The sequence below is a fragment of the Salmonella sp. A7 genome (genome assembly GCF_020181675.1).
In the GTDB taxonomy this organism is placed as follows: domain Bacteria; phylum Pseudomonadota; class Gammaproteobacteria; order Enterobacterales; family Enterobacteriaceae; genus Salmonella; species Salmonella enterica.
In genome coordinates, this window is sequence record NZ_CP084001.1 from 185,503 (window position 1) to 201,608 (window position 16,106).

Here is a 16,106-nt window from a genome sequence, read left to right on the forward strand (position 1 = left end):
TTTTTTATTTTGAAGGGGCTACCGGTACGCGAGGGGACCGGTAGCGCCATGATTAGCGGCGGCCTGCCCAGACGACCATCACCGTATCGTCGCCGTACTGGCGTACAAAACCGTACCCGTGTTTTAGCGTCAGCGTGGTTTGTTGGCCTGCGCCGATGGCGGGATGTCTGGCGCGGAACTGGCTAATACGCTGCCAGTGCGCGACGGCTGCGGCTGACTTTCCGCTCACGTCCTGCCAGTTCATATCTGAACGGGTGCCTTGCAGGGGGTCGGAGCCGGTGGGGCCGAAGGGACGAGCGGATTCATCGCCGTAAAAGATCTGCACCGCGCCCGGCGAAAGCAGCAGCAGTTCCGCCGCCTTATCACCGCCCTCACGGAAAAGGCGCGTATCATGCGAGGAGAGGTAACTTAATACGTTGAAATCCTGCAGTTTATCCGCCATCTGCTGCCAGACTGGCCCCATTTCCGCCAGGCAATCGACCGCTTTCGCGGCCTGCTCCTGATAATCAAAATTGATCATCGCGTCGAAACCATAGCGATAATAATCACTTTTCATGACGCCGTGGCCCCACGCTTCGCCAGTCATCCAGAACGGGCTATCATCCAGCGCTTTGTCCGGATTGGCCTGCTTCCACTCGCGTAATGCCGCGCTGGCCTGGGTTTTTAGCTGTTGCCAGGCAGGAAGCTCAACATTTTTGGCAGTATCGACCCGGAACCCGTCAATGCCGTAATCATGCACCCACTGGCTTAACCAGTGAGTCAGATAATCCCGTGGCGTATAGCCTTCAATGAACTTTGCTTTAGTATCAGGCTTGTTGGCATAGAACGCGGGTAGGCCGGAAGGCGTAGTAGATTCCGTTTTTATATCCGGCAGGAAGGCCAGCGACAGGGTTAAATCGTCAAATCCCGGACTGTCGTAGTCGCCAATATCGGTACGAATCCACTTTTTCCCCCACCATTTTTCCCAGGCGGCGCTGTCGCTGAAGTTGATGTAGTCGTTAAAGCTGTGCCAGCTTTGTCCGGCGGCGGGTCGCCAGTTTGTCCAGCGATCGCCGAGAATTTTTTGCCGTTCCGCGCCGGATAAATAGAGCGCGCCGAACTGATACTCCTGCATATCCGCCAGCGTGGCGTAACCGGCATGATTCATTACTACGTCAAATAAAATACGGATGCCGCGCTGATGCGCGCCGTCGACCAGCGCGCGGAGATCGGCTTCGCTGCCCATATTGGCATCCAGCGTCGTCCAGTCCTGAGTGTAATAGCCGTGATAGGCGTAATGAGGAAAATCGCCTTTTGTCCCGCCGCCGACCCAGCCGTGGATCTGTTCAAACGGCGAGCTTATCCACAAGGCGTTCACGCCTAATTGCTGTAGATAGTCCAGTTTACTCGTCAACCCGCGTAAATCGCCGCCGTGGAAAGTGCCAATCTCTTGCATACCATCCTTATGGCGACCATAGCTGTGGTCGTTGGTTGGATCGCCATTGCGAAAACGATCCGTAAGCACAAAATAAACGGTGGCGTTGCGCCAGTTAAAAGGCGCTGATGCATGGGTTTCCGCGCGTTCCAGCAATAAAAGCCCGTGGCTGTCGGCAGGTCGCAGCGTGATTTGCCCGTTTTGGACGGTATCGGTTTGACCACTGTAATAATCGCGCACTACCGTCCCTTCCGGAAAGGTTTGGCGAACATCCAGCGTGAGCGGCGAACCATCCCAGACGGGACACTGGTAGGCGAGCTGCGCGGTGCGTTCAGGTTCAGTTTTTATCGATAACAACAGGGTCGGCGTACCGGATCGGGTATCTACCGTTATCGTATAGTCGCCATCTTTAAACAAACGCCATTGCGGCGGCGCGCCTTCGCAGGGTTTTAACGACAACATCTGGTTGAGTTTTATGGCGCCGGAGGGCTGCCAGCACTGCTGGTCAATATGGAGCGTTAACGCGCGTGTACCTTTTGTTAATGCAGCATGGCTGGTAAAGCGTCCGGTTTCCTGCGTCGAGAACGTTGGAAAACCGGGCGAGGTCCATGATGAGGCGATCGCGATACCGGGTATCAGCGTCAGAGCGAAGGCGGCAAGTTTCATCACGCTATCCTTTGTGGGCAATATTCATCAGCTTGCCTGGTTTTTAGGCGAATGAACTCCTCCCCCGCAGAGAGTCGCGCAGGAGGAGGCGCGAGGGTGAGCGACGAGGCGCAAAAAAACGCCTCTATTTGCGATAAGCACCACATTTTATTGGCATTATTGCTGTCTGTTATCGTTAATAGTTGACATAGTTTCGGATTAAGACTATTCCCTGAGGTGCTTTTTAAGCCTATTTTTGCTAGAATTTGGGGTTCAAACCTTAACTTCGTGAAAAATAAAAGGTGTTGGAATGTATCAATCCGACCAGGAGACCTAATGATATTGACTCCCATGCGACGATATGGGGCAATGATTCTTATGTTACTCACCATCGCATTTTCGGGTGAGGTGCTGGCAAAGACGCACGCAACACAAACGAGTCAAAAGTCCCACATAACCGAGAAAAGTTATAAACAGGTTAGCAGTAAACAAGAGTATTCTCGCAATAGTGCAAAGAGCAGTTCACTTCCTGATTTGCGAAAATACCCTTCCGGAACCCCCAGAAAAAAAGCGTTTCTCCGGACCGTTATGCCTTACATCACCAGCCAAAATGCCGCGATTACCGCGGACCGTAATTGGCTGATCTCAAAACAGTACCAGAACCGCTGGTCGCCGTCTGAGCGCGCGCGTATGAAAGATATCGCGAAGCGCTATAAAGTGAGCTGGTCCGGCAACACGCGTCGTATTCCGTGGAATACATTGCTGGAGCGCGTCGACATTATCCCAACCAGCATGGTGGCGACGATGGCGGCGGCGGAAAGCGGCTGGGGAACCTCTAAACTGGCGCGTAGCAACAACAACCTGTTCGGCATGAAGTGTACGAAAGGGCGTTGTACCAATACGCCGGGTAAGGTGAAAGGTTACTCGCAATTCGCGTCGGTTGAGGAGTCGGTGAGCGCGTATGTCGCCAACCTGAACACGCATCCGGCTTATTCCTCTTTCCGCAAGTCGCGCGCCCAACTGCGTAAGGCGGATCAGGAAGTCACCGCCACGGCGATGATTCATAAGCTGAAGGGTTACTCTACCCAGGGGTCGCGCTATAACAACTACTTGTTCGCGATGTACCAGGACAACCAGCGTCTGATCGCCGCGCATATGTAATTCTGTGTGCCGGATGGCGCTACGCTATCCGGCTTACAAGGCATCTGTAGGCTGGATAAACTACAACAACGCTTCACTATGCTGGTCGCGATACTCCTTAGGCGTAGTGACGTACTCCTTTTTAAACACCGAATAGAAATATTGCAGTGACGGGTAGCCGCACATTTGCGAAATTTCGTTTATCGCCAACGTGGTAGAAATCAACAAACTACGCGCTTTTTCCAGCTTTTCGGCGTGGATCAGCGCATGTATCGTCTCGCCAACTTCTTCCTTAAAACGTTTTTCCAGGTTTGAACGTGAAATCCCAACCGCGTCCAGCACCTGCTCGACTTTAATGCCCTTACAGGCATGGTTACGAATAAAGTGCATCGCCTGGATAACCGCCGGATCGGTCAGGGAGCGATAGTCTGTCGAGCGGCGCGCAATGACGCGCACCGGCGGCACCAGAATGCGCTGTAACGGCATCTCTTCGCGCGCCAGCAAACGGTGCAGCAGTTTAGCTGCCTGATAGCCCATTTGCCGCGCCCCCTGCGCGACGGAGGAAAGCGCGACGCGCGACAGGTAACGGGTTAACTCTTCGTTATCAATACCGATAACGCAAAGTTTTTCCGGCACCGGAATATGCAGGTGTTCGCAGGCCTGCAATACGTGACGGGCGCGGGCATCCGTTACGGCAATGATGCCGGTTTGCGGCGGCAGCGTCTGAAGCCAGTCGGCGAGGCGATTTTGCGCGTGCTGCCAGTTTTCCGGCGCGGTTTCCAGCCCCTGATAGACTACGCCGCGGTATTTTTCCTCGGCGACCAGCTGACGAAAGGCGTATTCCCGTTCCGCCGCCCAATGTTTGCGGCTGGAGTCGGGCAAACCGTAAAACGCGAAGCGGTTGACGCCTTTTTCTTTTAAATGCAGGAAAGCGCTTTCAACGAGCGCATGATTATCGGTGGCGATGTAATGAACGGCGGGATAATTTTCAGCAAGATGGTAAGAACCGCCGACCCCGACAATGGGTACGTCGACATCGGCCAATAATTGAGCGATATCGTCATCATCGTAATCGGCAATAACGCCGTCGCCTAACCACTCTTTAATGTTATCGATACGGGCACGGAAATCTTCCTCAATAAATATATCCCATTCGGATTGCGAGGCTTGTAAATATTCACCCACCCCCTCCACTACCTGACGGTCATAGGCTTTATTCGCGTTAAATAACAGAGTGATGCGGTGACGTTTATCAAACATGAGGATATATCCTGCAAAAGTGAACCTGGACTCATGGATACTATCAAAACGGCTGACATAACGGTCTGGCGAATGATGACAAATTATTTTGCGCCTGAAACGTTATGCGAAATTCATCACAGCAAACGGCGGATGACAATTGTCATTTCTTATCTATATATTACGGTTTTTTGTTTATTTGCCAGGATTCGATCGCGATCGCTTTTTTCTTCTGTGGTTTTCAGCGTTTTTTTGAGAGCCAGAGCACATTTGGGGATTCTCTTAATAGCGGTGTGAAATAACGTAATTGAGCAATAAATCAGGAAATTCCAGTATGACGTTATGTCGTTTACTTGCCGTCTTATCTGATTATGGAGCTCACTATGCAGGCTTATTTTGACCAACTCGATCGTGTTCGCTATGAAGGCCCTCAATCGACTAACCCGCTGGCATTTCGTCATTACAATCCCGACGAGCTGGTTTTAGGTAAACGTATGGAAGATCACCTGCGTTTCGCGGCCTGTTACTGGCATACCTTCTGCTGGAACGGCGCGGATATGTTTGGTGTAGGCGCGTTTAATCGTCCGTGGCAGCAACCGGGCGAAGCGCTGGAGCTGGCGAAACGCAAAGCGGACGTGGCGTTTGAATTTTTCCACAAACTGAATGTGCCTTTTTATTGCTTCCATGACGTGGATGTGTCGCCGGAAGGCGCGTCGTTGAAAGAATATAAAAACAACTTCGCGCAGATGGTGGATGTGCTGGCGGCGAAACAGGAGCAGAGCGGCGTAAAACTGCTGTGGGGAACGGCGAACTGCTTTACCAACCCGCGCTATGGCGCAGGCGCCGCCACTAACCCGGACCCGGAGGTCTTTAGCTGGGCAGCGACGCAAGTGGTTACGGCAATGAACGCCACGCATAAACTGGGCGGCGAAAATTACGTCCTGTGGGGCGGGCGCGAAGGTTATGAAACGTTGCTGAATACCGATCTGCGCCAGGAACGCGAACAGATTGGCCGCTTTATGCAAATGGTGGTCGAGCACAAACATAAAATGGGTTTCCAGGGCACGCTGCTGATTGAACCGAAACCGCAGGAACCGACAAAACATCAGTATGATTATGACGTTGCAACGGTCTATGGCTTCCTCAAACAGTTCGGCCTGGAAAAAGAGATCAAAGTGAACATTGAGGCGAACCACGCCACGCTGGCGGGCCATTCGTTCCACCATGAAATCGCGACCGCTATCGCGCTGGGTATTTTTGGCTCCGTTGACGCCAACCGCGGCGATGCGCAACTGGGCTGGGATACCGATCAGTTCCCTATTAGCGTTGAAGAGAACGCGCTGGTGATGTACGAAATCCTGAAAGCGGGCGGATTCACGACGGGCGGTCTCAACTTCGACGCCAAAGTTCGTCGCCAGAGCACCGATAAATACGATCTGTTCTACGGTCATATCGGCGCGATGGATACGATGGCGTTGTCGCTGAAAATCGCCGCGCGTATGGTTGAAGACGGCGAGCTGGATAAACGCGTGGCGAAGCGCTATGCCGGCTGGAATGGTGAGCTGGGGCAGCAGATTCTGAAAGGACAACTCTCCTTAGGCGAACTGGCGCAGTATGCGGAGCAGCATAATCTGGCGCCAGTACATCAAAGCGGTCATCAGGAGCTGTTAGAAAATCTGGTTAACCGTTATCTGTTTGATAAATAACCCTATCTACCGGGCGACTCCGCGTTAGCCCGGCCTGTAGTCGTGATTAGCCCGGTAAGCGTAGCGCTGCCGGGCGCTTTCAGTAAAGGAACCCACACTATGTATATCGGGATCGATCTTGGTACATCGGGTGTAAAAGCTATCCTGTTGAATGAGCAGGGCGATGTGCTGGCTACGCATACTGAAAAACTGACCGTATCGCGTCCGCATCCCTTATGGTCGGAACAGGAACCAGAGCAGTGGTGGCAGGCGACGGATCGTGCGGTTAAAGGTTTAGGTCGGCAACAGTCGTTAAGTGGCGTTCGGGCGTTGGGCATCGCCGGACAAATGCATGGCGCGACATTGCTTGATAGCCGTCAGCAGGTTCTGCGACCAGCGATTTTATGGAATGACGGACGCTGTAGCGAAGAGTGCGCCTGGCTGGAAAAAAAGGTGCCGCAGTCGCGTGCGATAACCGGTAATCTGATGATGCCCGGTTTTACCGCGCCCAAATTAGTCTGGGTGCAGTGCCACGAACCGGATATTTTCCGCCAGATAGACAAAGTTCTGCTGCCGAAAGATTTTCTGCGGCTGCGAATGACGGGCGTCTTTGCCAGCGATATGTCGGATGCGGCAGGAACGATGTGGCTGGACGTGAAAAAGCGCGACTGGAGCGACGTTATGCTCAACGCCTGTCATTTAACCCGACAGCAGATGCCAGCGTTATTTGAAGGTAGTGACATTACCGGAACGTTGCTGCCAGAGGTAGCCAGCGCATGGGGAATGCCAGCAGTACCTGTGGTGGCGGGCGGCGGCGACAATGCGGCTGGCGCGGTCGGCGTAGGAATGATCGATGCCGGACAGGCGATGCTCTCACTTGGAACATCGGGCGTCTATTTTGCCGTCAGCGACGGCTTTCTGAGTAAACCGGAGAGCGCAGTACACAGTTTTTGCCATGCGCTGCCGGAACGCTGGCATTTAATGTCTGTGATGTTGAGCGCCGCCTCTTGTCTGGACTGGGCGGCTAAACTCACCGGGCAGGAGAACGTCCCGGCGCTGATTGCCGCCGCACAGCAGGCGGATGAGCATACCGATCCGATCTGGTTTTTGCCGTACCTGTCCGGCGAGCGCACGCCGCATAATAATCCGCAGGCAAAAGGCGTTTTCTTTGGTTTAACCCATCAGCATGGCCCGGCGGAACTGGCGCGGGCGGTACTGGAAGGCGTGGGATATGCTCTGGCGGATGGCATGGATGTGGTTCACGCCTGCGGCGTCAAGCCCGCCAGCGTGACGCTTATCGGCGGCGGGGCGCGCAGCGAATACTGGCGTCAGATGCTATCTGATATTAGCGGGCTACAGCTTGATTATCGTACTGGCGGCGATGTGGGACCAGCGCTGGGCGCGGCGCGTCTGGCGCAAATTGCGGTGAATAAACAGACTCCGCTCGCCGATGTATTGCCGCAGTTGCCGCTGGAGCAGGCGCATTATCCTGATGCGCAGCGTCATGCGGTTTATCAACAACGTCGTGAAACCTTCCGTCGACTCTATCAGCAGCTGTTGCCGTTGATGTCATAAGTCAGAATGCCTTTCGGTTTTGGCTGAAAGGCATTTCCCGTAAATATTGATTCTATTGAATTATATCGAAGTAAGTATGTGTGTTTTCTGATTTTTATATTATTGCTAAGCAGGCGCCTTTTTCATCGCTATTTCTTCGCTTAATGTGTCTCACTCAACCACAAGGAGAGTGAGATGGACGATCACGTTGCGCGCAGGAAACGGATATTCGGCCTGGGAATGTTAGTCGTCGGTGCAGTGGTATACCTGGTGGGACTGTGGCCAGGCTGTCATACATTAAGCGAAAAGGGATATTTTTTTGCGGCAATCGTCATGTGCGGTTTTCCTGTCTTAATTCGCCAGGAACACACGGGGAATGACCGCTTGCTTTCTCGTTGTAAATCTTTGCTGTTGCTTGGCATCGGCATGGTCGCGGTCGGCGTATTTAACCTGGCGCTGGCGGGCGCGCTGAAAATACTGTGTCTGGTGGCGCTGGGGGTCAGTATATATGGAACCGATCTTTACGCTTCCTACAGTGATGATGAATGATGGCCGGAGCCATCATTGTCGTTTAGCTAACCCATTTCCGTTTATCAATACGCTGTAACAGCATGGAAAGTAGCAGGCTTCCTGTCACCGTCGCGGCAAAAACCCACACGATGTCTAACGGCGGCCAACGTTTTAACTCCAGACCATTAGTACGTAGCGCATGGATAATCAGCGCGTGGAAACCATAAATACCCAGCGAGTGGCGGGAGATAAGCCCCAGTCCAGGTAACGTCCGCGCATTCAGCTTATTTTTAACTACCGTGAACAGTGAGACGGCGCAAATAAACACCATGGGACCGCAATACAGATACCAGGTATCGGCAAAATTTCCGCGCCAGCGTAATTCATGCAATGTGCCGCGAGAAATAACAAATACCGCGATGATGAACAGGGCAGTGCAGATAAGCGTCAGCGATGACTTTTGCGTCTCCATCATTCCAATGGCGCGGCCCAGGATACCGTAGAGAATGTAGTAGAACGTGTCACCGCTGATATACAGATTGATGGGCAACCATTCAACGCCGCCGATTTTTTGCGGCACAGTATTTGGGTTGGCAATAATACCAATGACCACCATCAGCGTCAGGAGCATTTTGCCGCTCACGTTTTTTACCTGGATTAATGGCGATACCAGGTAGATCACCGCAATCGCAAAGAAAAACCACAGGTGGTAAAACACGGGTTTTTGCAGCGCATTTTTTAGCGAAAGCTCGACGTTGATCGAAGTAAAAAGTGAAATGTAAGCCAGGGCGACAACGCTGTAAAAGATAAGGCACAGGGCGATACGTAAAAAATGCCGCGGTTGCGCGCAGCGCTCGCCAAAAAAAAGATAGCCTGAAATCATAAAAAACAGGGGAACGCTAACGCGCGAAGCCGAATTCAGGACATTCGCAATATCCCAGTTTAGCGGGCTGACGCTGTGGGCGTTGGTGATGTACCACGTTGTAGTATGGATCATCACTACCATTAAACAGGCGATCCCTCGCAGGTTATCAATCCAGTTAATTTTAGGCTGCATCAGTTCCTCAGCTTCCGTTTCAATAGAGTTCCAGCGCGGTGGCTCACTGGAAAAATCTGACTTTCTACGCTACATCTTGTGATGGCGTAAGGAGATTCGCACAATGTGTCTGCTACCCACAAACCTTAATAATAAGACTGACCAGCAAACCAGACGGTAATAAAAATGATAATGAAGTATTTCTGTACTGTGATGATAGCCATCGCTCTGGTGGGATGCACAGCGACACCGCCACCGACGCAAAAAGCCCAGCAGAGTAAAGTGAGCCCAACACGCACGCTGGATATGGAAGCATTGTGTAAAGCCCAGGCGGCGCAGCGTTACAACACTGGCGCACAGAAAATTGCTGTTACCGGCTTCGAGCAGTTTCAGGGGAGCTATGAGATGCGTGGTAATACCTTCCGTAAAGAGAGTTTTGTCTGCTCTTTTGATGCAGATGGGCAGTTTTTACATCTTTCTATGCGGTAAAAGCCGCGCCTGGTGAGGTGTGATGCCGCGAAATCCGGCAATTTTCGCTAAACAAACCGGTTTCATACTGTATATCTCGCATCCAGCGGGTATACTGGCTCCTTCCTTTAAATCCACACGTATCCAGCACGAAATAATATGCAAAAGTTTGATACCAGGACCTTCCAGGGCTTGATCCTGACCTTACAGGATTACTGGGCTCGCCAGGGCTGCACCATTGTTCAACCATTGGACATGGAAGTCGGCGCGGGAACTTCTCATCCAATGACCTGCCTGCGCGCGCTGGGGCCAGAGCCGATGGCGACTGCCTATGTGCAGCCTTCTCGTCGTCCGACCGATGGCCGCTACGGCGAAAACCCGAACCGCTTACAGCACTACTACCAGTTCCAGGTAGTGATTAAGCCGTCTCCGGAGAATATTCAGGAGCTGTATCTCGGTTCTCTGAAAGAGCTGGGTATGGACCCGACCATTCACGATATCCGTTTCGTGGAAGATAACTGGGAGAACCCGACGCTGGGCGCCTGGGGACTCGGCTGGGAAGTGTGGCTGAATGGCATGGAAGTGACGCAGTTCACCTACTTCCAGCAGGTCGGCGGCCTGGAGTGCAAGCCGGTGACCGGTGAAATCACCTACGGTCTGGAACGTCTGGCGATGTATATCCAGGGCGTGGACAGCGTTTACGACCTGGTCTGGAGCGATGGCCCGCTGGGTAAAACCACCTACGGCGACGTGTTCCATCAGAACGAAGTGGAGCAATCCACCTATAACTTTGAATACGCCGATGTGGATTTCTTATTCACCTGCTTCGAGCAGTATGAGAAAGAAGCCCAGCAGCTGCTGGCACTGGAAAACCCGCTGCCGCTGCCGGCCTACGAGCGTATTCTGAAAGCCGCCCATAGCTTCAACCTGCTGGATGCGCGTAAAGCTATCTCCGTCACCGAACGTCAGCGCTACATTTTGCGTATTCGCACCCTGACCAAAGCAGTGGCAGAGGCTTATTATGCTTCCCGTGAAGCCCTCGGCTTCCCGATGTGCAACAAAGACAAGTAAGAGGCGGCCATGTCTGAGAAAACTTTTCTGGTGGAAATCGGCACTGAAGAGCTGCCACCAAAAGCACTGCGCAGTTTGGCTGAGTCCTTTGCTGCGAACTTCACTGCGGAGCTGGATAACGCCGGCCTCGCGCACGGTAACGTTGAATGGTTTGCCGCCCCGCGCCGTCTGGCGCTGAAAGTGGCGAATCTTGCTGAATCTCAGCCCGATCGCGAAGTCGAAAAACGTGGTCCGGCGATTGCCCAGGCGTTCGACGCCGAAGGCAAACCGAGCAAAGCGGCAGAAGGCTGGGCGCGCGGCTGCGGGATCACCGTTGATCAGGCCGAGCGTCTGAAGACCGACAAAGGCGAATGGCTGCTGTATCGCGCCCACGTGAAGGGCGAAAGTACCGAAGCGCTGGTGCCGAACATGGTAGCCACCTCGCTGGCGAAACTACCGATCCCGAAACTGATGCGCTGGGGCGCGTCTGACGTCCACTTCGTGCGTCCGGTACACACTGTGACTCTGCTGCTGGGCGATAAAGTGATTCCGGCGACTATTCTGGGTATTCAGTCTGACCGCGTCATTCGCGGCCATCGCTTTATGGGTCAGCCTGAGTTCACTATCGACAATGCTGACCAGTACCCGCAAATTCTGCTGGAGCGCGGTAAAGTCATTGCGGACTACGAAGCGCGTAAAGCCAAAATCAAAGCGGACGCTGAAGAAGCAGCACGCAAGATTGGCGGTAATGCCGACCTGAGCGAAAGCCTGCTGGAAGAAGTCGCCTCGCTGGTGGAATGGCCGGTGGTATTGACGGCGAAATTCGAAGAGAAATTCCTCGCCGTGCCTGCCGAAGCGCTGGTGTACACCATGAAGGGCGACCAGAAGTATTTCCCGGTTTATGACAACGCGGGCAAGCTGCTGCCGAACTTTATCTTCGTCGCGAATATCGAATCGAAAGATCCGACCCAGATTATCTCCGGTAACGAGAAAGTGGTGCGTCCGCGTCTGGCGGATGCTGAATTCTTCTTCAATACCGACCGTAAAAAACGTCTGGAAGATCATCTGCCGTGTCTGCAAACCGTGCTGTTCCAGCAACAGCTGGGCACGCTGCGCGACAAGACCGACCGTATTCAGGCGCTGGCGGGCTGGATTGCCGGTCAGATTGGCGCTGACGTTAACCACGCCACTCGTGCGGGCCTGCTCTCTAAGTGCGACCTGATGACCAACATGGTCTTCGAGTTCACCGACACCCAGGGTGTGATGGGGATGCACTACGCGCGTCACGATGGTGAAGCGGAAGATGTCGCTGTGGCGCTTAACGAGCAGTATCAGCCGCGCTTTGCCGGTGATGACCTGCCGTCTAACCCGGTGGCCTGTGCGCTGGCGATCGCCGATAAGATGGACACTCTGGCGGGTATCTTCGGTATTGGTCAGCATCCGAAAGGTGACAAAGACCCGTTTGCGCTGCGTCGTGCCGCGCTGGGCGTGCTGCGCATCATCGTTGAGAAGAACCTAAACCTTGATCTGCAAACGCTGACCGAAGAAGCGGCGCGTCTGTATGGCGACAAGCTGACCAACGCCAACGTAGTCGATGATGTGATCGATTTTATGCTGGGTCGCTTCCGCGCCTGGTATCAGGACGAAGGTTACACCGTCGACACCATCCAGGCGGTACTGGCGCGTCGTCCGACCCGTCCGGCAGATTTCGATGCTCGTATGAAAGCGGTATCGCACTTCCGCACCCTGGAAGAAGCCTCTGCGCTGGCGGCGGCGAACAAGCGCGTCTCCAACATCCTGGCGAAAGCCACTGAGCCGCTGAACGATATCGTCCACGCCTCCGTACTGAAAGAAGCGGCGGAAATTGAGTTGGCCAGACATCTGGTTGTGCTGCGTGATAAGCTTCAGCCGTACTTTGCCGATGGTCGTTATCAGGAAGCGTTGATTGAGCTGGCTGCTCTGCGCGCGCCGGTGGATGAATTCTTCGAAAATGTCATGGTTAACGCGGAAGAGAAAGATATCCGTATCAACCGCCTGACGCTGTTGTCGAAACTACGCGAACTGTTCCTGCAGGTTGCGGATATTTCGTTACTGCAATAAGCGTTCAGTTAAATAAATAAAAACCTGCTCTCGGGCAGGTTTTTTTATAACGTAAAGAGTGCTAGTCGATTCGCTAATAATTCTGTAACTCATAGACGCGGTTATTTCTATTGATTGGCAAAAATATTTCAGGAATACATTAACGCTGGCGGTACGGATATTGGCGTTAGAATAGCTGCGGGTGCTTGAGACTGTTTGTCTCAGGTATTCATCAAAAGGCAGACAGAGAAAAGCCCCACCTGACTATACCCAAAATAATTCGAGTTGCTTAAAGGCGGCAAGGGAGTGAGTCCCCAGGAGCATAGATAACTATGTGACTGGGGTGAGCGAGCGTAGCCAACACATAAGCAACTTGAAGTATGAAGGGTATATAAATCAAAAGTGCACTGCGCCCATTATTGATCTCTTCAATAACGAAGCTATCCCCTACAGTATTTCAGAACGTCCAACCATGCCGATGATCGATGACATACTCATGAAGGCATTTGCCAGACTTGATGCGGGTACCAATCCGGTTCTTCATTCAGATCAGGGCTGGCAATACCGTCATTGATGGTACCAGTACCAGTTACGAGAGTTTGGCATCATCCAAAGTATGTCCCGCAAAGGCAACTGCCTTGATAATGCCTGTGCAGAATGTTTTTTCGGGACTTTAAAATCAGAAAGTTTTTACACCAGTAAATTTAAGGATATTGATGAACTTAAGATAGCTATTGAGGATTACATACGATACTACAATACCCGACGAATTAGCCTTAGATTTAACGGACTCAGCCCGGTTGAATACCGCCTAAAGAGCTATCCAGGCAGAAATTAACAAGGTCTGTACAGGGATGCTATCAGGGAACCTGAACGTTGGTGGATACGGTTACGCAAATGTCTGCTATGAGAGAGGAGCGGACGTTGATAGCACTTCACTTTCCCTAAGAATAAAATATGTAGAAAACGGGTTATGAAACTTTAGCTGCCTTGGGGGGGCAGTTAAGTGATTAGCACATATTTAACACAGACTATTGACTGTAACTGGATTTTTTAATAACCTAATTAGCAGGTTATGCGCAGACCTGTCAGCCTGTAGACAAATCCGCCAACGCGCTTTTTACCCCTTAGTTTTCAGAGCATATCCTTTTAACTTTGCTCTGTGTTTACAGGCCGCAGAGTATTTGTAAAAGGCATATGCAATGCTCTCACGCATCAATGTTAACAATCACCGATATGTCCCCTCACTCGATCAGCTTCGCAAACAAGCCCGTTTTCTCAGGGATCACTGCAATGTTCAATTGAACCATGCCTATGAGATGGTCGCGTATTTTTATCGGTTTTCTAGCTGGGGAGATCTGCTAAATCACACCACCAGTGATATAGCTATCGAGGATCAGCAAATCGTTGCTCACATGCGAGAAGAACTCCAGACATACAGAAACCGTCTGGCAGCATCTGATCTTCAACGATTATCCCAATTAGCAGCGCTGAAGGGCACCTTAATAGAGGCTGTGGTGAATGACCGTATAATGACATTAAACGCTCTGGATATCGTTCAGATCTATAATTGCCTGTACAACGAAGAATACTGGGGAGAGCCAGCTCCGGTTTCCTGGTATGAAGTACTCGATGAAACAGACAGATGTTTAGTGTTGCTTGCCAAACGGACAGCTCTGGCGGGCCGTACCAACACAGTCAATCCTCATATTAGCTTTCCATGGTTTGGATTCAGAATGTATGGATATTTACACATTGATGGAAACACACTGAACTACAACTGCAGAGAACTGGACAGCTACCTATGGCCCTCAGAAAAAAAATACACAACGGTATTCAGCAGGCCGTGGTTTGCTGCATATGTCAGTGGCTTCATCCGTATTCAGCTTCATTCACTATGCAGTTCTGGCTTCTCAGGGAAAATGTCATTTGAGAGAATAAATAATGTCGATTTGGTTTCAGGACCAGTTAGACAATCATTCTTTAATGATGAAATACCGAGCTCGTCAATAAACACCGTTGTTGAAAATTTGCTCAGCATGGGAGGCGTGAGGGACACCAGAAAACAAAATATAACATTCCGTTTTGGCAACGGTGAAATGTATTGATGGATCGCTCATTCTGGATTTTACTCAGTGAACTCCCATCTTCAACAACTGCGTTTATTTTACTTTCAGGTGTCATCTATACGCTGGCCAGAAAAGGTTGCTTTCCCTCGCTTTCACAACGCCAGTTCTTTTATCTGATAATGACGTTTACCATGATAACTGGCTGTAAAATCTTATTTGGATAAAACTCACTAGGCCGATGTGCGACTTATTGATTAATATAATGGGGCTCTGGTAATGTCCGCTGCTGGCACAAAGCGGACATCAGTATTCAAAAAATGAAAAACGACGACTTGATGTATACCGTTTGCTATACATGGTGGTTGTGCTATCATTGTAAAGCAAATGCTATACAAGGGGTGTCTCATGAAATCAGATGTTCAACTTAACCTTAGAGCTAAGGAATCGCAGCGGGCGCTCATTGATGCAGCTGCGGAAATCCTTCACAAGTCACGTACAGATTTCATTCTGGAAACGGCCTGCCGGGCTGCCGAGAATGTGATCCTTGACCGCCGTGTATTTAACTTTAACGATGAGCAATATGAGGAGTTCATCAATCTGCTTGATGCACCGGTCGCAGATGATCCTGTTATCGAAAAACTGCTGGCAAGGAAACCTCAGTGGGACGTGTAACAGCACCAGAACCTTTGTCCGCTTTTCATCAGGTAGCTGAGTTCGTCAGCGGTGAAGCTGTGCTCGATGACTGGTTGAAGCAAAAGGGCCTCAAAAACCAGGCTCTCGGAGCGGCCAGAACATTTGTGGTGTGCAAGAAAGACACGAAGCAAGTAGCCGGTTTTTACTCTCTGGCCACCGGTAGCGTCAACCATACAGAAGCGACAGGCAACCTTCGGCGTAACATGCCAGATCCCATCCCTGTCATTATACTTGCCCGTCTTGCTGTCGATCTCTCATTCCATGGAAAAGGGCTTGGTGCTGATTTACTTCATGATGCAGTGCTTCGTTGCTATCGGGTTGCCGAGAATATTGGTGTACGTGCAATCATGGTTCATGCACTTACCGAAGAAGCCAAAAATTTCTACATTCACCATGGTTTCAAATCATCACAAACTCAGCAGCGAACTTTGTTCCTTAGGCTCCCTCAATAGAATGCAAAGACTGTTACGTTCAAATCGCTATAAGCGATAATTTGATAGAACGTCTAAGGTTAAATTCAGGAA

At 51.5% G+C, this 16,106-nt stretch carries 13 protein-coding genes and 1 pseudogene; 11 read left to right on the forward strand and 3 right to left on the reverse strand.

The window, feature by feature from the left end; translation table 11 throughout:
* Positions 1-52: 52 nt before the first annotated feature.
* Positions 53-2,080, reverse strand: coding sequence for an alpha-amylase (locus LCS67_RS00865; protein WP_080183711.1), 2,028 nt, complete (start codon positions 2,078-2,080; stop codon positions 53-55).
* 315 nt (positions 2,081-2,395) lie between these two features.
* Between LCS67_RS00865 and LCS67_RS00870 the strand changes: the two genes are divergently transcribed.
* Complete coding sequence (locus LCS67_RS00870) at positions 2,396-3,220, forward strand: protein bax (RefSeq protein WP_001562170.1); 825 nt, start codon at positions 2,396-2,398, stop codon at positions 3,218-3,220.
* A 60-nt stretch (positions 3,221-3,280) separates the two neighbouring features.
* On the opposite strand, the gene xylR is transcribed toward LCS67_RS00870, so the two are convergent.
* On the reverse strand, positions 3,281-4,459 hold the full coding sequence (xylR, locus tag LCS67_RS00875; protein ID WP_000459824.1) for a D-xylose utilization transcriptional activator XylR: 1,179 nt from the start codon (positions 4,457-4,459) through the stop codon (positions 3,281-3,283).
* A 362-nt stretch (positions 4,460-4,821) separates the two neighbouring features.
* On the opposite strand from xylR, the gene xylA reads away from it, so the two are divergent.
* The 3 genes from xylA (at position 4,822) to LCS67_RS00890 (ending at position 8,226) form a co-directional block, all read left to right on the forward strand.
* Positions 4,822-6,144: a xylose isomerase gene (xylA, locus tag LCS67_RS00880; protein ID WP_001149561.1), complete on the forward strand. Its 1,323-nt coding sequence runs from the start codon at positions 4,822-4,824 to the stop codon at positions 6,142-6,144.
* A 99-nt stretch (positions 6,145-6,243) separates the two neighbouring features.
* Complete coding sequence (gene xylB / locus LCS67_RS00885) at positions 6,244-7,698, forward strand: xylulokinase (protein WP_000275311.1); 1,455 nt, start codon at positions 6,244-6,246, stop codon at positions 7,696-7,698.
* 174 nt (positions 7,699-7,872) lie between these two features.
* Positions 7,873-8,226 carry a YiaA/YiaB family protein gene (locus tag LCS67_RS00890; RefSeq protein WP_000340932.1) on the forward strand — a complete coding sequence of 118 codons (354 nt, stop codon included), beginning with the start codon at positions 7,873-7,875 and terminating at the stop codon, positions 8,224-8,226.
* A 22-nt stretch (positions 8,227-8,248) separates the two neighbouring features.
* Here LCS67_RS00890 and LCS67_RS00895 read toward each other — a convergent pair whose 3' ends face one another.
* Entirely contained in the window at positions 8,249-9,244 is a 996-nt protein-coding gene (locus LCS67_RS00895; protein ID WP_001182575.1) for an acyltransferase, read from the reverse strand.
* Positions 9,245-9,409: 165 nt separating this feature from the next.
* Here LCS67_RS00895 and LCS67_RS00900 point away from each other — a divergent pair, with 165 nt between their 5' ends.
* The 7 genes and pseudogenes from LCS67_RS00900 (at position 9,410) to LCS67_RS00930 (ending at position 16,034) form a co-directional block, all read left to right on the forward strand.
* Positions 9,410-9,712, forward strand: coding sequence for a YsaB family lipoprotein (locus LCS67_RS00900; protein WP_000605592.1), 303 nt, complete (start codon positions 9,410-9,412; stop codon positions 9,710-9,712).
* 138 nt (positions 9,713-9,850) lie between these two features.
* The gene (gene glyQ / locus LCS67_RS00905; RefSeq protein WP_001168556.1) at positions 9,851-10,762 is read left to right on the forward strand and encodes a glycine--tRNA ligase subunit alpha; all 912 of its coding nucleotides are present in this window, start codon (positions 9,851-9,853) and stop codon (positions 10,760-10,762) included.
* Positions 10,763-10,771: 9 nt separating this feature from the next.
* Entirely contained in the window at positions 10,772-12,841 is a 2,070-nt protein-coding gene (gene glyS, locus LCS67_RS00910) for a glycine--tRNA ligase subunit beta (protein ID WP_001291743.1), read from the forward strand.
* A 388-nt stretch (positions 12,842-13,229) separates the two neighbouring features.
* Positions 13,230-13,658, forward strand: a pseudogene (locus LCS67_RS00915) (transposase); the annotation flags it as partial.
* Positions 13,659-14,022: 364 nt separating this feature from the next.
* Positions 14,023-14,928, forward strand: coding sequence for a hypothetical protein (locus LCS67_RS00920; RefSeq protein WP_000952518.1), 906 nt, complete (start codon positions 14,023-14,025; stop codon positions 14,926-14,928).
* A 345-nt stretch (positions 14,929-15,273) separates the two neighbouring features.
* Complete coding sequence (locus tag LCS67_RS00925; RefSeq protein WP_000965889.1) at positions 15,274-15,561, forward strand: DUF1778 domain-containing protein; 288 nt, start codon at positions 15,274-15,276, stop codon at positions 15,559-15,561.
* On the forward strand, positions 15,549-16,034 hold the full coding sequence (locus LCS67_RS00930; RefSeq protein WP_000533909.1) for a GNAT family N-acetyltransferase: 486 nt from the start codon (positions 15,549-15,551) through the stop codon (positions 16,032-16,034). Before LCS67_RS00925 ends, LCS67_RS00930 begins: the two co-directional genes overlap by 13 nt.
* Positions 16,035-16,106: the final 72 nt, after the last annotated feature.

What these genes read in the sequence shown, in the direction of transcription:
- LCS67_RS00870 (WP_001562170.1), top strand. Translation starts at nt 2,396, where the DNA reads ATGATATTGACTCCCATGCGACGATATGGGGCAATGATTCTTATGTTA.
- glyQ (WP_001168556.1), top strand. Translation starts at nt 9,851, where the DNA reads ATGCAAAAGTTTGATACCAGGACCTTCCAGGGCTTGATCCTGACCTTA.
- LCS67_RS00865 (WP_080183711.1), bottom strand. Translation starts at nt 2,080, where the DNA reads ATGAAACTTGCCGCCTTCGCTCTGACGCTGATACCCGGTATCGCGATC.
- LCS67_RS00900 (WP_000605592.1), top strand. Translation starts at nt 9,410, where the DNA reads ATGATAATGAAGTATTTCTGTACTGTGATGATAGCCATCGCTCTGGTG.
- LCS67_RS00925 (WP_000965889.1), top strand. Translation starts at nt 15,274, where the DNA reads ATGCTATACAAGGGGTGTCTCATGAAATCAGATGTTCAACTTAACCTT.
- xylR (WP_000459824.1), bottom strand. Translation starts at nt 4,459, where the DNA reads ATGTTTGATAAACGTCACCGCATCACTCTGTTATTTAACGCGAATAAA.
- xylA (WP_001149561.1), top strand. Translation starts at nt 4,822, where the DNA reads ATGCAGGCTTATTTTGACCAACTCGATCGTGTTCGCTATGAAGGCCCT.
- xylB (WP_000275311.1), top strand. Translation starts at nt 6,244, where the DNA reads ATGTATATCGGGATCGATCTTGGTACATCGGGTGTAAAAGCTATCCTG.
- glyS (WP_001291743.1), top strand. Translation starts at nt 10,772, where the DNA reads ATGTCTGAGAAAACTTTTCTGGTGGAAATCGGCACTGAAGAGCTGCCA.
- LCS67_RS00920 (WP_000952518.1), top strand. Translation starts at nt 14,023, where the DNA reads ATGCTCTCACGCATCAATGTTAACAATCACCGATATGTCCCCTCACTC.
- LCS67_RS00890 (WP_000340932.1), top strand. Translation starts at nt 7,873, where the DNA reads ATGGACGATCACGTTGCGCGCAGGAAACGGATATTCGGCCTGGGAATG.
- LCS67_RS00895 (WP_001182575.1), bottom strand. Translation starts at nt 9,244, where the DNA reads ATGCAGCCTAAAATTAACTGGATTGATAACCTGCGAGGGATCGCCTGT.